Source organism: Nocardia alba NBRC 108234, from assembly GCF_001612665.1.
In the GTDB taxonomy this organism is placed as follows: Bacteria; Actinomycetota; Actinomycetes; order Mycobacteriales; family Mycobacteriaceae; genus Nocardia; species Nocardia alba.
Window position 1 is genome coordinate 198,391 of the sequence record NZ_BDAX01000009.1, and the last position, 18,275, is coordinate 216,665.

The 18,275-nt window shown below is 68.9% G+C and carries 11 protein-coding genes; 3 read left to right on the top strand and 8 right to left on the bottom strand.

Features of this window, described 5'->3' with window-relative positions:
- Positions 1 to 102 precede the first annotated feature (102 nt).
- Complete coding sequence (locus NA12_RS11545; protein ID WP_243654694.1) at positions 103 to 774, top strand: pyridoxine/pyridoxamine 5'-phosphate oxidase; 672 nt, start codon at positions 103 to 105, stop codon at positions 772 to 774.
- Between the two features lie 73 nt (positions 775 to 847).
- Here the strand turns inward: NA12_RS11545 and NA12_RS33085 are convergent, their stop codons facing one another.
- The 4 genes from NA12_RS33085 to NA12_RS11570 all read right to left on the bottom strand — a co-directional run bounded on the left by NA12_RS33085 (position 848) and on the right by NA12_RS11570 (position 5,821).
- On the bottom strand, positions 848 to 1,663 hold the full coding sequence (locus NA12_RS33085; protein WP_084472686.1) for a class I SAM-dependent methyltransferase: 816 nt from the start codon (positions 1,661 to 1,663) through the stop codon (positions 848 to 850).
- Positions 1,664 to 1,815: 152 nt separating this feature from the next.
- Positions 1,816 to 2,250, bottom strand: coding sequence for an ester cyclase (locus NA12_RS11560; RefSeq protein ID WP_067449190.1), 435 nt, complete (start codon positions 2,248 to 2,250; stop codon positions 1,816 to 1,818).
- A 269-nt stretch (positions 2,251 to 2,519) separates the two neighbouring features.
- Complete coding sequence (locus NA12_RS11565; RefSeq protein ID WP_067449192.1) at positions 2,520 to 4,094, bottom strand: GMC family oxidoreductase; 1,575 nt, start codon at positions 4,092 to 4,094, stop codon at positions 2,520 to 2,522.
- 23 nt (positions 4,095 to 4,117) lie between these two features.
- Positions 4,118 to 5,821: an aldehyde dehydrogenase family protein gene (locus tag NA12_RS11570; protein WP_067449510.1), complete on the bottom strand. Its 1,704-nt coding sequence runs from the start codon at positions 5,819 to 5,821 to the stop codon at positions 4,118 to 4,120.
- Positions 5,822 to 6,116: 295 nt separating this feature from the next.
- Here NA12_RS11570 and NA12_RS11575 point away from each other — a divergent pair, with 295 nt between their 5' ends.
- Both NA12_RS11575 and NA12_RS11580 read left to right on the top strand, forming a co-directional pair.
- Complete coding sequence (locus tag NA12_RS11575; protein WP_067449195.1) at positions 6,117 to 7,310, top strand: PucR family transcriptional regulator; 1,194 nt, start codon at positions 6,117 to 6,119, stop codon at positions 7,308 to 7,310.
- A gap of 115 nt (positions 7,311 to 7,425) precedes the next feature.
- Positions 7,426 to 8,277 (top strand): 3-hydroxybutyryl-CoA dehydrogenase, encoded by an 852-nt coding sequence (locus tag NA12_RS11580; protein ID WP_067449197.1) that lies wholly within the window; start codon positions 7,426 to 7,428, stop codon positions 8,275 to 8,277.
- Positions 8,278 to 8,319: 42 nt separating this feature from the next.
- Here NA12_RS11580 and NA12_RS11585 read toward each other — a convergent pair whose 3' ends face one another.
- The 4 genes from NA12_RS11585 to NA12_RS11600 all read right to left on the bottom strand — a co-directional run bounded on the left by NA12_RS11585 (position 8,320) and on the right by NA12_RS11600 (position 18,213).
- Positions 8,320 to 14,463, bottom strand: coding sequence for a non-ribosomal peptide synthetase (locus NA12_RS11585; protein WP_084472689.1), 6,144 nt, complete (start codon positions 14,461 to 14,463; stop codon positions 8,320 to 8,322).
- 375 nt (positions 14,464 to 14,838) lie between these two features.
- Positions 14,839 to 15,753, bottom strand: a complete 915-nt coding sequence (locus NA12_RS11590; protein WP_243654695.1) for a lysophospholipid acyltransferase family protein — start codon at positions 15,751 to 15,753, stop codon at positions 14,839 to 14,841.
- Positions 15,754 to 15,800: 47 nt separating this feature from the next.
- Entirely contained in the window at positions 15,801 to 16,619 is an 819-nt protein-coding gene (locus NA12_RS11595) for a GNAT family N-acetyltransferase (protein WP_067449203.1), read from the bottom strand.
- A 247-nt stretch (positions 16,620 to 16,866) separates the two neighbouring features.
- Positions 16,867 to 18,213, bottom strand: coding sequence for an NAD(P)/FAD-dependent oxidoreductase (locus NA12_RS11600; protein ID WP_084472691.1), 1,347 nt, complete (start codon positions 18,211 to 18,213; stop codon positions 16,867 to 16,869).
- Positions 18,214 to 18,275 lie beyond the last annotated feature (62 nt).

The window sequence follows — 18,275 nt, forward strand, 5'->3', positions numbered from 1 at the left end:
ATCATGGCAAGTCACTTACCGAAATGGGGTCGGTCAGCGGACTGCGCTCGGTCTGGCTAGGGTGTGATGTCAGACGTTTGTGTCGAATCGGGGTGCTGGACGGTGGAACAGGTCGCGTCGGTCGAGGGTCTTCGTGAGGTGTTGCGTGGGATCTCGGTGTTGAAAGGCCAAGCGCCAGAATTCGATCTGGATAATGCTCCCGGCAACCCGGTCGAGTTGTTTTCGACGTGGTTCCGATATGCCGTCGACGTGGGTGTGGTCGAGCCGCATGCGATGACTCTGTCCACTGTCGCTGCCGACGGTCGGCCTTCGGCGCGGGTGCTGATTCTGAAGGATGTCGACGCGACCGGCTGGCACTTCGCGATCAACGCGGGAAGCCGCAAGGGACTGGAGTTGGCCGCGAATCCGGTGGCGGCGTTGACTTTCTATTGGCCGCAGGTGGTGCGGCAGGTTCGGATATCAGGTCCGGTGGTGGCCGATAGTCCGCAGGTCGCAGCAGCTGATTTTCTGGCGCGCCCGATCGGGTCTCGACAGATCGCGCTCACCGGGCGTCAGAGCCAGATCTTCCATGCCGACAGCGAACTCGAGGACGCCCTCGAAAAGGCACGCGTGGAGCTGGAAGCTTCGCCGGACTCGGTTCCCACCGGGTGGACGTCTTACGCGGTTCAGCCCGACGAGGTCGAGTTCTGGCAAGGCGATCCCGCTCGTCTGCACAAACGATTGCGATACGAGCGCATCGACGGCGGCTGGGGACGTAACCGGCTGTGGCCGTGAACTATCTCTCGACCCCTTGATACCTGGTTGGCCCGGTGTCGACTTCGTTCTTCGCATCTCTTGCTACGGCGGCTCACAGGTCGGTCGTGCCGGCGCGGTGGGCCCACGCACGGACTATGGGTGGGGCGTACAGCCATTGCTGCTGGTCTTCCAGCTCGGCCTGCGCAGCGGCTATCACCTCGGGTGGGATACCAAGAGAGACCAGAGTGTCGTGGGTCTGTACCCAGGTGAGGCTCCACATGCGCGCCATCGGTGAGCCCCCGCGAAACATCGGAATCTCAGCTTCGGCGTGAACATCTACGAGCCCGAGTGCGTCCAACTGCGCGGGCAAGCTCCGAGCCCAGGATTGACTCGCGCCCGCGATTTCGGTCGAGTGTGCGAAGGCACGCCAAACTTCGCCGAATGCACCTGGCATTTCATCGAGTACGCCGAGTCCGTCGCCCTCCTCGAGCACGAGAACGCCGCCCGGTACCAGTGCTCGGACCAACCGCTCCACAACGATGTCCCGGTCAGCGATGTGCAGCAGGACGAATCGGGTATGGACGAAATCAAATGCGCGCTCGGGGATGTCGCCGGTGACGAGGTCGAGTTGGGCAACTTCGCCACCGAGGCCAGGTAGGTCGGCGAGGTGGCGCGGGTCGGCATCGACTGCGAGCACTCGACCGCCGGGCAATGCGACACTGCACAGCCATCGTGCAAAAGATCCACCACCGGCCCCGGCCTCCAGGCACCGCGATCCCGCCTTCACACCCAGCCGTTGCGCAAGCGCGATACTCCCTGAGTCATAGGCCGCGCCGAGCAGGGCAAGGCGTTCGTCAGCGAAACCCCATTCGTTCGGCAGCGTGTAGTGGGGGTCACCCGGTGAGGAACTCGGCGAAGACCAGCTCATGTCCAGACGCTAAGCCCGGTGACCTGTGCCGAAGGCCGGTTTACCGGGCTTCTCCTGGCTGAGTGACCGAATCGACACTGCCGGCCCAACGTCGAAAAACCAGGGCGGTGTGACCGGCGGTCGACGTGACGATCGCCGGCCACGTCACGGGGTCAGGTGGTCGCGGAGTGTGCCGAGGGGACGACGCCGAGTTGTTGCATCATCCCGAGTGTGTCCCAGGAGGCCCAGCTCTCGATGATCTTTCCGTCGCGGAAGCGGTTGATCGTCACTCCCGCGACCACCGCGGATTTGCCGGTGGCGGGCATGCCCATCAGCTCGCCGTCGTTGGTTCCGGTTCCCGTCCAGCGGGTGGTGACGAAGTCGCCCTCGGCGATTTGTTCGTTGACGAGGAACCGTTGGTCGGAGAAAGCGTCGAGATACATCTGTGCCTGCCGTTTCAGGCCGTCCGGACCGTGGATCTCGGCGAACGGGTTCTGCGGATCGTGGTCGATGGCGTCGTCGGCGATCAGCTCGTCGAATACGTCGAGATCTCTGGCGTTCCACGCGTCGAACATGCGCTTGGCGCATGCCTTGTTCTGCTCTGACATAGCGTTTCCCTCACTCGTGATCACGCCGAGCCGGCGAGGTACAGGCAGCCTTCGTCGCGCCCGGCAGGTGCATGGTGTGATGCTCGGGACGCGACGGGCGACGTGAACTCAGTCGTCACAACGTGATTCGGGGACGCTGCCAGCACGGGATACTCGCCCGGAGGTTTTGCCCGGCGAGTATTCGCATACCCGCCGGTCGCCGACCTTGAAGCCGGTATACGACTTCATTGTGCGCCTTTTTCCCGAACAAGGTAAGGGGCTGCGCGGGGTCAGCGCAGCAGGTCGGCCGCCTTCTCACCGATGACCACGGCGGGGGCGTGGGTGTGGCCGCGGATGATGGTCGGCATGACCGAGGCGTCGGCCACACGCAGGCCGTCGAGGCCGCGAACCTTCAGGTCGGGGGTGACGACGCTGGCGGTGTCGGTGCCCATCCGGCAGGTGCTGGTCGGGTGGTAGAGGGTGTGGGAGTGCCAGGTCAGGGCGTCCTCGAGGGTTTCCTCGATGGTGGGCTGTTCGCGTTTGGGCTGGAGGAATCGGCCGATCCGGGAGCCGAGCGGCTCGGCGCTCACGATGCGGTGCGCGATGCGCAGTCCGGCGAGCAGCGCGGCGCGGTCGGCGCCGTCGGGGTCGGACAGGTAGCGGGGGTCGACCAGGGCCTTGGCCATCGGGTCGGCGGAGGCGAGGGTGACCGTGCCGCGGCTGCGTGGCTGGAGCAGGATCGGGCCGATCGCGACGCCGTGGCCGGGTGCGACGCCGATCCCCTCGTCGTAGAACGGGGCGGGGCCGAAGATGATCTCGAGGTCGGGAAGCTCGAGGTCGGGCCTGCTGCGCGCGAAACCGTAGGCTTCGCCGACATTGGACGTGAGCATGCCTTGGCGTCGGGTGAGGTAGTTGACCAGCTCCAGCGGTTTCTCCGCGGCGAACAGCGTGTCGGATTCGACGGCGAAGCCGAGCAGTGAGATCAGGTGATCGGTGAGGTTGCGGCCCACCTCCGGAAGGTGCTGCACCACCGGAATGCCTTGGCGGCGAAGCTCTTCCCGGTCACCGACACCGGACAGCTGCAACAGCTGCGGGCTGTTGATCGCACCGCCGCACAGCACCACCTCCTTGCGAGCACGCACCAGATGGGTTTGCCCTTCCCTGCGGTATTCGACGCCGACCGCACGGGTGCCCTCGAACACGATCCGGGTCGCCTGCGCGCCGGTGAGGACGGTCAGATTCGACCGCTTGCGCGCGGGCCTCAGATAAGCGTCCGCGGTGCTCCAGCGCGCGCCGCGCTTCTGGCACACCATGGTCTGCGTGAAGCCCTCGGGCTGCGCCAGATTGGCGCGCTCGCGCTTGAAACCGGCGTGCTCGGCAGCGGCGAGGAAGTCCTCGGTCCAGCCGCGAGGGCTGCGCTGGTGCGAGATCCGCAGCGGCCCGGAACGGCCCTCGTCCGGTTCGGCGGCGTCCTCGACGGACTCGATGCGCCGGAAGTACTCGACCACATTCGCGAACGACCAGCCGGGCCCGGCGGCGCGGGCCCACGCGTCGTAGTCGGCCGCGAAGCCGCGCACCCACATCATCGCGTTCATCGACGACGATCCGCCGAGCATCTTGCCGCGCGGCCAGAAGACCTGGCGGTCACCGAGTTCGGGCTGCGGGGTGGTGAGGTAGTTCCAGTCGAGCTCGGTCTGAAACAGCTTCGAGAAGGCGGCCGGGATGTGGACCGCCTGGTTCTTGTCCTCCGGTCCGGCCTCCAGTGCGATGACCTCGGTCGCGGAGCGCTCACTGAGCCGCGCCGCGAGCACCGCGCCCGAGGAACCGGTGCCGACGACGACGTAGTCGGCGATGCTGCTGTTCATCTGATTCTCCAAGGAAGTCGGGCTCAGCCGCGCAGGGCGGACGCGAAGATCTGGGGCAGGCGCAGCCAGCCGGGCTCGGCGCCGAATCCGGCGAGCAGCCTGCCGGTGCTCGCGGCGGTCTTGTTGCCGACGAACCACGGCGGCTTCGGCGAGATCGCGAATTCGCCGTGCAGCAGCGACCGCGGCGCCGGGCGGAACGGGCCGCGCACCACGGTGCGTTCCACCCGGTCGATCAGCCAGGCGTTGTGGACGACGCCGATGCCGCTCTGCACATCGTCGATGGTGTGGCCGGGAAAAGCGCCCCAGGACGCCGTCGGCGTCAGGTAGCCGACGCCGGTCCAGGCGTTGATCGCGACGGTGCCGTAGCGCAGGTCCTCGATCAGCTCGTCGAACGACGCGCCGAGCCGATCGATGGTGTCGGGCTTGGCGATGATGTTGACGCCGAGCGTCCCGACGAACGCGTCGTTCGCGGTGCGGGCCGCGGCCCTGGCGAATTCCGGTCCGGTTCCGGGCAATTCGACCACACCGAGCACCGGCGCGAAATACTCCTCGGTGAGCAGCGGCTCCGCCGGGGAGGGCGCGAGGCCGGTGACCAGGACCCGCTCACCGTCGCGTCCGAGGCGCTCGGCTTCGGGATAGGTCCCGCAGGCCCGCGCTACGCGATCATCGCTACCCGGGTAGTAGGGCGGGCGGGTGGGCGCCGCCGCGAGCGCGGTGCGCACCGCCGCGAGGAATTGATCCTTCTGCGCCCAATCGGCCGAGATGATCAAAGCCTGGGCGGCGACGCAATTGTAGCCGCCGTTGTGCAGCCGCTGCGTCGCGACGTGCTCGGCTTGGAAGGCGATATCGGCCGCGCTCCACTCGCCGGGGAGCACGATCGTCGGCGATACGCCGCCGAGTTCGCTGGTGACCGGCTTGGTGAGCTTCGGCGTGCCCGCCAGCCTGCGCTCGTCCGCTTCGGGGCCGGTGCCCCAGACGATCGCGTCGTGGGTGCGCGCGCTGCCGGTCATGTGCACGTGGTCGACGAGGTCGTGGTCGACCAGGTAGCCGCCCACCTCGGCGCCGCCGGTCAACAGCCGCACCGTGCCGAGCTCGATCAGCGGGGCCAGGATCGCGGCGAACACCGGCAGCATCGGATCGGTGATCGGGTTGAGTTTGAGCGCGACGACCCGATTGTGCGCGATCAGCTCGTAGAGCACGTCCAGCGGCGCGATCGAGGTGATGTTGCCCGCGCCGAGCACCGCGCCGACGCCGTGGGTGCGGCTCGGATCCAGCTGTGCCAGACCGGCATTGGTCTTCGCGGCGGCACTGCTGACGCCGCGCTGCAACCACACCTGCGCGCTGAACCCATTGAGCAGCAACGCGTCGAACGGGCCGGCGGGCAGCACATCCACGGTGACCCGGTCGCCCGCGACGCCGAATGTGGCTCCGTCGAGCGGGCTCTCGCCGCGGGCGAGGACCTCGAGCGTCTTCGACAGCGCGCCGAGTCCGGCGGCCATCACATACGGCCCCGAGATCCACTCCTCACCGACCAACGGCGAGGACGCCGCGAGACCCTTGATGGCGCAGGCCGCGTCGACCCACTGCTGAGCGTGGCGGCCGGTGAGCTCGCGCACCCGGTCCAGCAGGGCACGCCGGTCGGACAACGAGGTGGCCGCCCACTTCTTCTCGCCTTCGGCGAGCTCGGACAGCGCGGCGTCAACCGCGACACGGGCGGACTCTGCCATCTTGATGACCACTTGCGATCCTCCACGACTCTTGGGACGGTCCACGGCATGCGGCGGACGCGATACTTCGATTCTGTCGCGGCGGAGCAGATGGGCACCATGTGCCGCCGTTGCGGATCGGCCCCCCTCCGGACTGTGCTCGAGCACAACACCAGCGTGACGTGCCTCATGCTGATTCTCGGACGATCTCATCGTTGGTGCCGAGTGCTACCGGTATCGAGTTCAGCGGCCCACAGACCTGGTGTGCTCGTGCACAATGGGGAGGTGGCGTGAGTCATGTCGGATCGCCTAGCCTATGAGAGTGACCGCATCACTGCCGACCACCGACGCCACACCCCTCGGGCTCGCCGAGCCGCTCCTCGACTCGGTGGAGATGATGGCCGAGGAGCTCGTCGCGCGCATAGCGGGAGCGGACCGTTCCTACGCCGATCCAGGACTGCTGACGGCCGAGGAACTCCAGCAGGCGTGCCTGGCGAACCTCACCGCGATCATCAGCGCCCTCGCCGGAATCGAGCCGACCCGGCTGCACGCGGCGCGCGCGGTCGGTCGGCTCAAGGCCGAGCGTGGGGTCCCGATCGCCGCGCTGCTGCACGCCTACCGGCTCGGCGGCCGACTGGCCTGGGAGGAACTCACCGCCCGATCCACCGGGCCGGGCGACCCTCGGCTGCACGATCTCGCCACCCATCTGTGGGAGCTCATCGACACCTTCTCCGACGCGGCGGTCGAGTCCTATCGCGAGACCGAGATCATGCTCGCCCACGTCGACGCGCAGGCTCAGAGTCGTTTGATCCGTACGCTTTTCGACGATCATTCCGACAATCCCGCCCACACGCTGACCGCGCTGCGCACCCTGGGACTGGCCGAGAGCGGCACGTTCGCCGTGGTGTCGATCGAGACCACCGACCCCGGCGCCACCCTGCCCGGCCGCCTGGTCGGCGCGTTGCGAGATCTCGGCGCCGGATCGGTGTGGGATTCACAGATCGACTCGCACACCGGGCTGCTGTCCTCGACCACACCGGCGGCGATCGAACGGTCCGCCGCCGCGCTGGCCGAGCTCGTCGACGGGCGGATCGGGCTCAGCACCGCCTTCACCAGCCCCACCGCCATACCCGGCGCGCTCACCGAAGCCCGCCTCGCCGCCCGCAGCGCGCGACCCGGCGCGCACACGGTCGTCCGGTTCGGGAGCGAGCCCGTCGCCCACCTGCTCGTCACCGTGCCCGAGGCCAGTTGGCGCGCCGCGACCCAGATTCTCGGACCGGTGCTGCGACTGCCCGCACCCGAACGCGACGATCTGATCGGCGCGCTCGACGCCTGGTACGAATGCCGCGGATCAACCGCCGCGGCGGCCGAACGGCTGCACTGTCACCGCAACACGGTGCGCTACCGCCTGCGCAAGATTCGCGACCTCACCGGCCGTGACACCGCCGATCCGGTGCATTCGGCGCAACTGCATCTCGCGTTGCAAGCGGTGACCCTGCTCGGACCATAGCGGTCGAATCCGCAGTGCCGTGACCAGCGCTGACGCCAGCCCATGGCACTGAGTGCCAGCCGAGGTGAAATAATCCCCGGGACAGCCAGGGCAATGCGATGTTGGGAGTACTCCAGTGGAGTTGATCGGTGTAATCGGTGGCGGCACGATGGGCGCGGGGATCGCGGAGGTGTGCGCCAAGGCGGGCAGCTCGGTGCTCGTGCTGGAGACGAAACCCGAGTTCGCCGAGGCGGCGCACAACCGGATCGCCACCTCGATCGCCCGTGGCGTGACCAAGGGCAAGATCACCCAGGACGAGGCCGACGCGGTGCTCGCGCGGGTGCGCGTCACCCTGGACATGGACGAGTTCGCCGATCGCGACCTGGTGATCGAGGCGGCGCCGGAGATCGAGGCGCTCAAGTACGAGATCTTCGGCAAGCTGGACAAGATCGTGAAGCCCGAGGGCATCCTCGCCACCAACACCTCCTCGATCCCCGTGATCAAGGTGGCCGGGGCGACCGAGCGGCCCGAACGGGTCGTCGGCGTGCACTTCTTCAACCCCGTGCCGGTGATGCCGCTGGTCGAGATCATCTCGACCCTGGTGACCGCGCCGGAAGCGGCCGTGGCCGTCACCGACTACGTGAAGAACACCCTGGGCAAGATGGCCGTGCAGGCCGGTGACCGCTCCGGGTTCATCGTCAACGCGCTGCTCATCCCCTACCTGTGTTCGGCGATCCGGATGCTCGAGTCGGGATACGCCACCGCCGAGGACATCGACGCGGCGATGAAGGGCGGCTGCGGCTACCCGATGGGCCCGCTGACGCTGCTCGACACCGTGGGCCTCGACATCGCGCTCGCGGCGTCGGAGTCGCTGTACGCGGAGTTCGCCGAGCCGCACCTCGCCCCGCCGGCTCTGCTGCGCCGGATGGTCGACGCGGGTCGGCTGGGCCGCAAGACCGGACGCGGTTTCTACGACTACGCCAAGTGAGGCACCGTCCCGCAGGAGCACCCGCTCCTGCGGGACGGCTTGTCACGCGGACGTGAGATTCTCCGCCTCCGGCTTCGGGAAGAAGCCGATCTCGATGTAGTGGTCGAAGTAGCGGGCGATGACCGAGGCGTCGACCGCGGGGAACTCGATCGGCAGACCACGGAAGGGCTCGACCGGGGCCGATTCCACCTCGCTCAGCACCGCCACCGGGTCCGCCTTGGCGAGGGCGGCCGCGTAGTTGCCGCTCAGCGCGGAAGCGCGCGCCAGGATGGGGTCGGCATCGGAGCGTTCGGCGGCAGTGGAGAGCTGGAGGCCGAACTCCATCGGGTCGATGAAGTCGAAACGGTAACCGCGGCTGCGGATCTCCTCGTAGACGACCTGGAGCGGCACCTGCGCACCAGCGGCCCGGAAGATATTGCCGATGGCCGCCGGCTGCCGGGATCGGCTCACGATCCCCGCCGCGACATGGTCGACCGGGGCCATCTCGATGCCGATCGCGCGCACATCGACGGCCACTCCGAGCACCAGCATGGACCGCAACATCGTCCACCAGGCGTCTTCGGCGGGGGCTACGCCGGTGCGCGAGTCGCCGGTGATCAGGCCGGGGCGGTAGACGGCGATGGGAACACCGCGCTCGATCGCGGTGTGCACGAGTTGCTCGGCGACCCACTTGGTCATCGCGTACCCGGGCAGACCGGCGGGCACACCGTTGTCCTGCGGGATACCCGCGAGCACCGACAGGGTCGACACATAGTGGATCGGCTTGACCCGGGTGGTGGTGGCCAGGCGCAACACCTCGGTGGTGCCGCACACATTGGCCGCCCGCATCCGGGCGTACGGCTCGAGGTGGTTCACCAGCGCGCCGTTGTGATAGATCGCGTCCGCCCTGGCCGCGAGCTCGGCGAAGCGCAGGGGGTCCATCCCGAGGTTGGGCTGCGCGAGATCGCCGGGGATGCCGACGATGCGGTCGAGGTAGGGCCGCAGGTCGATGCGGTACTTCGCGGCGGTCGAAACGATGCGCTCCACCGCGCTCGCGTCGTCGGTGGCGCGGACCAGGCAGTGGACGGTCGCCGAGGTCTGGTCCAGGAGTTCGCGCAGCAGGAAGCTGCCGAGGAACCCGGTGGCGCCGGTGAGCAGCAGCGTGGTCGCTGGGCCGGTGCGCTGGGGGGCGCAGCCGGTGAGGTCGATCGACGGGTCCAGAATCGCGTCGACGGCCGGATCCGGCCCGGCGGCCGAGGCCGCGGTCTCGTCGCGCAGGGCCAGTGCCAGGTCGCTGACCAGCGGATAGCTGAACAGCAGACGCAGCGGCACCTCGATGCCCAGTTGCTCGGCGATGGTGGCGCGCACCCGGATCGCCGCGAGTGAGGTGCCACCGAGGACGAAGAAGTCGTCGTCGCGGCCCACCCGCTCGAGGTCGAGCGCTCCGGCGATCGCCGCCGCGACGATCTCCTCGTCGGCGGTGGCGGGCGCCTGGTATTCGCGGATCTCGACGGCGGGGGCGGGCAGCGCCTTGCGGTCGAGCTTGCCGGTGGCACCGAGCGGGAACTCGTCGAGTTCGAGCAGACGGTGCGGGATCATGTACGGGGGCAACAGGGTTCGGATGGTCGCCAGCACGTCAGCGGTGTCGACCGCGCCGTCGAGGGGCGTCACGTACCCGACCAGCTGTTCGTGGTGCACCGTGACCGCCGCACCCGCGACCGCCGGGTGCGTGCGCAGCGCCGCTTCGATCTCGCCGGGTTCGATGCGCAGGCCGTGCAGTTTGAGCTGAACGTCGGTGCGGCCCAGGTAGGTCAGGTCACCGGACGGGAGTCTGCGCACCAGATCGCCGGTGCGGTACATGCGTTCACCGACGGGTCCGTACGGGTCGGCGACGAATCGCTCCGTCGTCTTGTCGGGACTGCCGAGGTAACCACGGGCCAGTTGCGCGCCCGCCAGGTACAGCTCGCCGGGCGTGCCCACGGGCACCGGGCGCAACCGCGCGTCCAGGACGTAGGCGCGAGAGTTCCAGTGCGGCAACCCGATCGGGACGATGCCGTCGCCCACCTCGGTCACGTCGGCGCCGGTGATCGACACGGTGGCCTCGGTGGGGCCGTACAGGTTGTGCAGGCGGCCCGCGGTGACGGTGGTGAAGCGGTCGATGGTGGCGTTCGGCAGTGCCTCGCCGCCCACCCACACCGCGCGCAGCGAACGCAGGGCGCCGCTCGGTGCCGAATCCAGCAGCATCTGGAGAACCGAGGGCACGATGGTCGTGCCCGTAACACGGTGGCGGGCAACGAGTTCGGCGAGGTAGGCGGGATCGGTGAGGCCCTGGGTGGCGGCCACGATCATGTGCGCGCCCGCGCGCAAGGGGGCCGCGAAACCGATCATCGAGGCGTCGAAGGTGAACGGAATCGACTGCAGGACGGTGTCGGACTCCCCCACCCCGTACTCGCCGACCATGAAGGCGGCCTGGTTGACGATCGCCGAATGCGGCACGCCGACACCCTTCGGCTTGCCTGTCGAGCCGGAGGTGAAGATCACGTACGCCAGGTCGAGGGTGTGCAGCGGGCGTAGGCGATCGGCGTCGGTCAGCCACGCGTCCGACAGGTGCGCCGTCGCCACCCGGTCCACCGCGACGACCGGCAGGCCCTCGGCCGCGATCGCGTCACCGGTGGTGGTCAGCAGGCAGACCGGCCGCGCGGCGGCCAGGATGTCGGCGCGGCGCTCGGCGGGCGAGTCGGGATCGAGCGGCACGTAGGCGCCGCCGGACGCGAAGACCGCGTACATGGCCACCACGAGCTCGATCGACGGCCGAATCGCCACGCCCACAGTACTTCCGGGGCCGACACCGTCGGCGACGAGCAGCCTGGCCAGTCGGTTGACGCGGCGGGCCAGCTCGCCGTAGGTCACCGTGACCGCACCGAAGGTGACCGCGGGCGCGTCCGGCCGATCCTGGGCGCGTGCCCGGAATTCGCCGAGCAACGTCGTATCCGGGATCAGGCGCAGCTCGCCCGCGGGCTCGGTTCGCTCGGCCGCGGTCAGCACCGGCAGGTCGCCGACGGGCCGGTGCGGCGCGGCGACAGCCGCGGCCAGCAGCCCGGCCAGGCGCTCGCCGAGTGTGGCCATGGTCGAGGCGTCGAACAGGTCGGTGGCGTAGCGCCAGGAGCAGCGCAGACCGGCGGGTCCGTCGTTGTCCTCGAGCGGAACCACGGTGAGCTGGAGGTCCACCGGCGCCGCTTCCTCGCCCAGATCCACCGCCGACACCGTCAACTCGGGCAGTTCGAGGCGGGTGGCGCCGAAGTTCTGGAACGACAGCGCCACCTGGTACAGCGGGTGGTGGGCCTGGGTGCGCGGCGGATCCAGTTCGGCGACAAGGCGTTCGAACGGCACATCGGCGTGGGCGAACGCGGCCAGATCGATATCGCGAACCCGATCGAGCAGGGCCGCGAAGGACTCGGCGGCGTCGACGCGGGTGCGCAACACGATGGTGTTGACGAACATGCCGACGAGATCGTCGAGTTCGGGTTCGCCACGGCCGGCGACCGGCGCGCCGACGGTGACGTCCTCGGTGCCGGCGACCCGCGCCAGCAGCACCGACAGCGCGGCCCGCACGACCATGAACAGCGAGGCATTGTGCTCGCGCGCCAGGCTTTCCAGCGCGGCGTGCACCGGCGCGGACACGGCGAAGTCCTGTGCGGCGCCGCGGGTGCCTGCCACCGGCGGACGCGGCCGGTCGGTGGGCAGCTCGAGCAGCGCCGGGGCGCCGGCGAGCGCGCTGCGCCAGAACCCGAGCTGTTGCGCCAGCAGGGAATCGGGATCGTCGGCCGCGCCGAGCATGTCCTGCTGCCAGAGCGTGTAGTCCGCGTACTGCACGGGCAGCGGCGCCCAGCCAGGGGCCGCACCGGCGGCGCGGGCGGCGTAGGCGGTCATCAGGTCGCGGGTCAGTGGGCCGAGCGAGAAGCCGTCGGTGGCGATGTGGTGCACGACCACCGCCAGCACATGGTCGGTCGGGGACAGCTGGAAGATCGCCGCACGCAAGGGAACTCGACGGCACACATCGAAACCGCCGAACGTCAGCCTGGCCAGCTCGCCCGGCAGATCGGCTTCGGTGACCGGGTCGACCACCACGTCGAGACCGGCCTGCGCCACGGGCAGCACCTGCTGGAAGCCCGCGCCCTCGTGCTCGGGGTACACCGTGCGCAGCACTTCGTGGCGCTCGAGCACATCGTCGAGGGCGGCGGTCAGCGCGGCGGTGTCGAGCGGGCCGGACAGCCGCAGCGCGACCGGGATGTTGTAGGCGCTGGAGTCGGGATCCAGCCGCGCCATGAACCACATGCGCTGCTGGGCGAGCGACAGCGGTACGTACGCACCACGTTCACGGGGGACCAGCGGGACTCGCGCCGACGCGTCACCGACCAGCTCGTCGAGGGCGACGGCGAGCTCGGCCACCGTGCCGTGCTCGAACACGGTGCGGGCCGGTACCCGCACACCGCCCGCGGCGCCCAGCCGCCCCGCCAGCTGGGTGGCGAGCAGCGAATTGCCGCCGAGGGCGAAGAAATCGTCGCCGCGCCCGATCGGGTCGGCGCCGAGCAGTTCGGCGAAGATCGCGGCCACGGCGCGTTCGGTGGCGCCGCGCGGCTCCTCGAACTCGCGAGCGACGAGTTCCGGCGCTGGCAGTGCTCGGTGATCGAGTTTGCCGACCGGAGTCAACGGCACCTCGTCGAGCACCACGATCGCCGCGGGGACCGCGTGCTGGGGCAGGTGCCGCTCGGCTCGCCGCAGCAACGCCGCCGTGTCGATCGTGGCGCCCGCGGCCGCGACCAGATAGGAGACGAGCGCGTCCGCACCGCTGGGCAGCGTCCGGATCAGCGTGGCGGAGAACCGCACCGTGTCGTCGGTGGCGAACAGCGCGTCGATCTCACCGAGTTCGATGCGGAAGCCGCGCAGTTTCACCTGCGCGTCGGTGCGGCCGAGGAATTTCAGGCCGACTCCGCCGGGCACCGGAACCCATTGCACCAGGTCACCGGTGCGGTAGAGCCTGCCGCGACCGAGCGGGTCGGCCACGAACCGGCTCGCGGTGAGCCCGGCGCGGTCGTGATAGCCGCGGGCCAGACCCTCCCCGGCGAGGTAAAGCTCGCCGGGCACCCGATCCGGAACCGGGCGCAGGCGCGCGTCGAGGACCAGCGCCCGCATCCCGGGGATCGTGTCGCCCATGGAGATCACGTCGTCGGCGGTGAGTCGATCGCTCATCGCGCAGACGATGGTGGTCTCGGTCGGGCCGTACACGTTGAAGAACGCGCGCCCGGGCGCCCAGCGCGCGATCAACTCGGGCGGATAGGCCTCACCGCCGACGGCCAGCGCGGCCAGTTCCGGCAGCACCGTCGGGTCGAGCCCGGCCAGGGCCGCGGGCGTGATGAAGGCGTGGGTCACGCGCTCGGCGCGCAGCAGGTCGGTCAGTTCGTCGCCACCGTAGACCTCGGGCGGCGCGATGACCATCGTGGCGCTCGCGCCGATCGCCAGGAGCAGCTCCAGCATGCTGGCGTCGAAGCTGGGCGAGGCGAAGTGCAGGGTGCGCGAGTCGGCGGTGATGCCGAACCGGCGGACCTGTTCGGCGCACAGCCCGGCCAGGCCGGTGTGGGTGACCGCGACGCCCTTGGGGACGCCGGTGGAACCGGAGGTGTAGATGATGTAGGCGAGATCGTCCGGGGAGAGTCCGCGGACCCGTTCGCCCGCGCTCACCGGCACGTCCGACATCGCCGCGCACTCGGCGGCGAACCCGTCGGAATCGAGCGACAGCCACTCGATACCGGCGTCGAGCCGGGCCGCGTCCGCCGACTGGGCCAGCCCGAACGCGGCGCCGGAATCGGCGAGCATATGGGCGACACGCTCGGCCGGATAGCGTGGATCGACGGGCACGAAGGTGACGCCGGCCTTGGCCGCCGCCCAGACCGCGACCACGGACTCGATCGAGCGGGTCAGCGCGAGAACGAAGCGGTCGCCGGGCCCGAGACCACGTGCGATCAACACCCTGGCCAGGCGCGATGACCACTGATCCAGTTCGGTGTAGGTGAGGCTGCGCCCATCGAAGCGCAACGCGCAAGCCTCGGGGGCGCGCTCGACAGCGGCCAGCAGGAGGCGCGGCAACGTCGACGTCACGGGCGCGCGGCGCGCGGTGCGACGGCGTACGCCAGAAGCTTGCTCAGTCACCGGAAAGGCTTCCCTTCACCATGGATCACCCATGCGATCGCACATCTCGAACATCGCCAGACCTTCGGCTACCCGGGGTATCGGAAAAATCCGGCGTGACGGTACGGCAAATATCTCATCAATTTCGGCACGGTGGCAATTTGATCGTTTCGCCGTAGCCGCGATGGGGTATAAGCGCCTGGCCAGTTCGATAAACACCTCCCTCGCAGGTCATACGCGGGGCGAACGAATATCGAGCGGACGCGAGTGTTTCACATTGTGTTCCACGCGGCGCAACCATCGACCTGCGTTTCGCTACGGAGTACCCAGCCACGGACGACGAAACCGGAGACCGCCACGCGGCCTCCGGTCGTCGTCGATTCCCGTCGAGGGTGATTACCAGGCAGTAGCCCTCACCGGACGGCTGACCTGCTCCTGCTCGCCCATCGACGGATCCTGCACGCGGGTATTGCCCGCTTCGATCCACTGGGTGTCGGCCACACCGTGGCGGGAACGGTCGGTGCCACGCACCGCCGTCTCGCAGCGTCGGGCCAGATCCCGGCGATCCAGGCCGGGGTGTTCGAGCGGCTCCAGCACGATCTCGGCGATCATGCCCTTGCTGCGCAGCACTCGCTTCGCGGAATCGGCGAAGCTGTCGTTGCCGACGAAAGCCGGTACGGTGCAGGGCATTCCGTCGCTGTTCAGGTAGCGCAGCCGCACCGGCTGGACCGGGGTGGTGGTGTCGACGGCGGCCTGGAACATGGCGGGGCGCATCGAGCCGTAGGCCCGGCCACACCAGGTCGTGCCCTCCGGGAAGACGACGATCCGGTTACCGGCCGACAGCCGATCGGCCACCTGCCCGACCACGCCCGGCAGTTCACGCAACCGCGCCCGTTCGATCGGGATGACGCGGGTGAGCTTCGCGAGTTTGCCCAGCAGCGGCCACTCCACCATGTCGGCGCGGGCGACGAAGCTCACCGGCTGCACCGCGGCCAGCGTCACCACATCCGCCCAGCCGATGTGTCCGGCCACGATCATCACCGCGGTGCCGGTGTCGGCGAAGCCCTCGGCGGACCCACCCTGCTCGGACGAGCGGTTGTCGATGATGCGCAACCGCATCCCCAGGCAACTCAGCGCCGCCCTGGCGTAGCGGCGCTGCACGCGTTCGCGGCGCGACTTCGGGGTGGCCACGGTCACCACCGGGAAGCTGAGCACCAGCCCGGCGATCGCGGCGAGCCGGGCGAACATCGCGGCGGTGCCGACCTCGTCGATCGGCTCGATGCAGCCGGACCCACAGGGGCTCGACGGCATCCAGGAGTGAGAGTGCGTTGCTAAGGGCGCGTCGAACACCATGGGGTTTACTTCCCGTCGAAATTGGCGGCCGCGCTCTGCAGCCGCTCCAGATACCGGGTGTTGATGGTTTCCAAGCCGAGCAGCGCGACGAAGTCGGCGACGGCGAACTCGGGGTCGTGGGCTGGTTCGCCGCAGATCTCGGCGCCCAGGCGCAGGTAGCCGCGCAGCAGCGGCGGCATCTTGGGACGGCTCGGCGGGGTCATCTGATCGAGGGACACTCCGTCGACGACGACCGGGTTGTACGGGTGCACCCGACGCTCGGGGTCGCACGCGTGGCGGCCGAGCAACTGGTCGCGGACGCCGCGCACATTCACCCCGGCCGGATCGGTGGGCGAATCCTGCATCGGCACCGACACACAGCCCATCACCCAGTCGTAGCCGGTGAGCTGGATGTAGTGCAGGATGCCCGCCCACATGAGGGTGAGCACCGAACCGTTGCGGTGATCGGGGACCACGCAGGCCCGACCCATCTCGACGATGCGGTGACCGGTGGGGTCGAGCTGGGTCAGATCGAACTCGGTGGCGGTGTAGTAACCGCCCGCCGCGTCGACCCGGTCCGGCGGCAGCATCCGGTAGCAGCCGACGAACTGTTCGGAGAACTCGTCCCGAACCAGCAGATGGTCACAGTGCTCGTCGAACTTGTCGGCATCGAGGCCGGTCGCGTTCTCGGGCATCTGAAAACCGGGTTCGGCGGCGAATACCTGGTAGCGCAGTCGCTGTGCGGCTTCCCGGTGCTCGGCATCGGAAGCGATGACCAAGGAGTACCGAGATTTCCCCACCCCGGAGTCCGGCGCCGGGGCGGTCAACACGGACGAAATTGTCATACTGCTGATGAAGCCAGTCCGAGCTGGCATCGGGGCGACGATCCAGTGTCGCCCCGATGCCCGTTCGGTGAACGAGATGGACGTCACACCGGGCGTTTACCGACCCGCTGCTTATCGTTCGCCCACCTGCGGGTTTCTGGCCGAACACGACCGATTTCGACGCTGGACCCGCTTCGAGATCGGGTATTTCGAACGTTGCGCGATGACAACGGCCCGCCGATTCCTCGGCGGGCCGTCGCGGGGTGAATCAGGCGTGCACTCGCTCCTCGGCGGTGCGATCGACGTCCGTCGACTCGACCTTCGCCGACTCGACCTTCGTCGGCTCGACCACGGCCCGCGCGATCTTCGCCCGCTCGACCTCCGCGCGCTCGGCCTCGTCGAGGCCGGGCCGCGCCGTCCCGATGAAGGCGACCAGCCACCCCGCTACCGCCGCGAAGCGGTTACGGAAGCCGACCAGATACATCAGGTGAACGGCCAGCCACACCGCCCAGGCGATGGTGCCCTTGAACGTCACGCGCTCGTTGAGCTTCACCACCGCGCTGAAACGGCTGATCACGGCCATGCTGCCCTTGTCCCAGTAGACGAACGGCGTGCCCGCGTCCTTCTTGCGACGGATGATGTCGGCGGCGTGGCGACCCTCCTGCATGGCGACCGGCGACTGGCCGGGGTAGCCGTTGAGCGAGGTCATGTCACCGATGGCGTAGATGTCGGCGTGGCCGCCGACGGTCAGATCGGGGTTGATCAGGATGCGGCCCGCGCGGTCGGTCTCGGCGCCGGTGGCCTCGGCGAGCAGGGTCGCGAAGCCGCCGACCTGCACGCCCGCCGACCACACCACGGTCTCGGCGGCGATCCGGCGCTCCATGCCCTCCTTGTCCTTGACCGTCACCTTGCCCTCGTCGATATCGGTGACGAAGGTGCCGAGCAGCACCTCCACACCGCTGTCGGTGAGCGAACGCTTCGCGTATTCCGAGAGCCCACCGCCGAAGGGGGGCAGCACCTCGCCGGCGCCCTCGACCAGCGTCACCGAGACTTGCTGGTGGAAGTGCCTTTTCGCGAGTTCCTGGATCTGGCCCGCGACCTCGACGCCGGTCGCGCCCGCGCCGACCACCACGAAGCTCAGCAGGCGGTGCCTGGTCACCTCGTCGGCGTTCTCGGCGAGCGCGAACACGTGGGCGATCTGGGCGCGCAGGCGCTGGGCGTCGTCGATGGTCTTGAGCGAATAGGTCTTCTCGGCGAAGTCGTCGCGGCCGAAGTAGCTCTGGCTGGCACCGGTGGCGGCGATCAGCGAGGCGTAGGCGATCTGGCGGGGTCCGTCAGCGGTCTCGTAGGTGAGCACCGCGTTCTCGGCGTCGATGCCGGTGACCTTGCCGAGGCGGACGTCGATCTCGGGGTGGCGGCGCAGTACGTTCTTGATCGGCGGCGCGATCTCCTCGGGCGCGAGCACTCCGGTCGCCACCTGATAGAGCAGCGGCTGGAACAGGTGCTCGGGCGTGCTCGAGATCAGCACGACACCGACTCGTGACTTGGCCAGTTGCTTGGCGGCGGCCAGGCCTCCAAAGCCCGAGCCGACGATGACGACGTCTGTGTGTTCCATGATCGCTCGCTCCAAGATCGCGGTCTAGATCGGTAATGAACCCTTTCCTATGAGTAAACGCG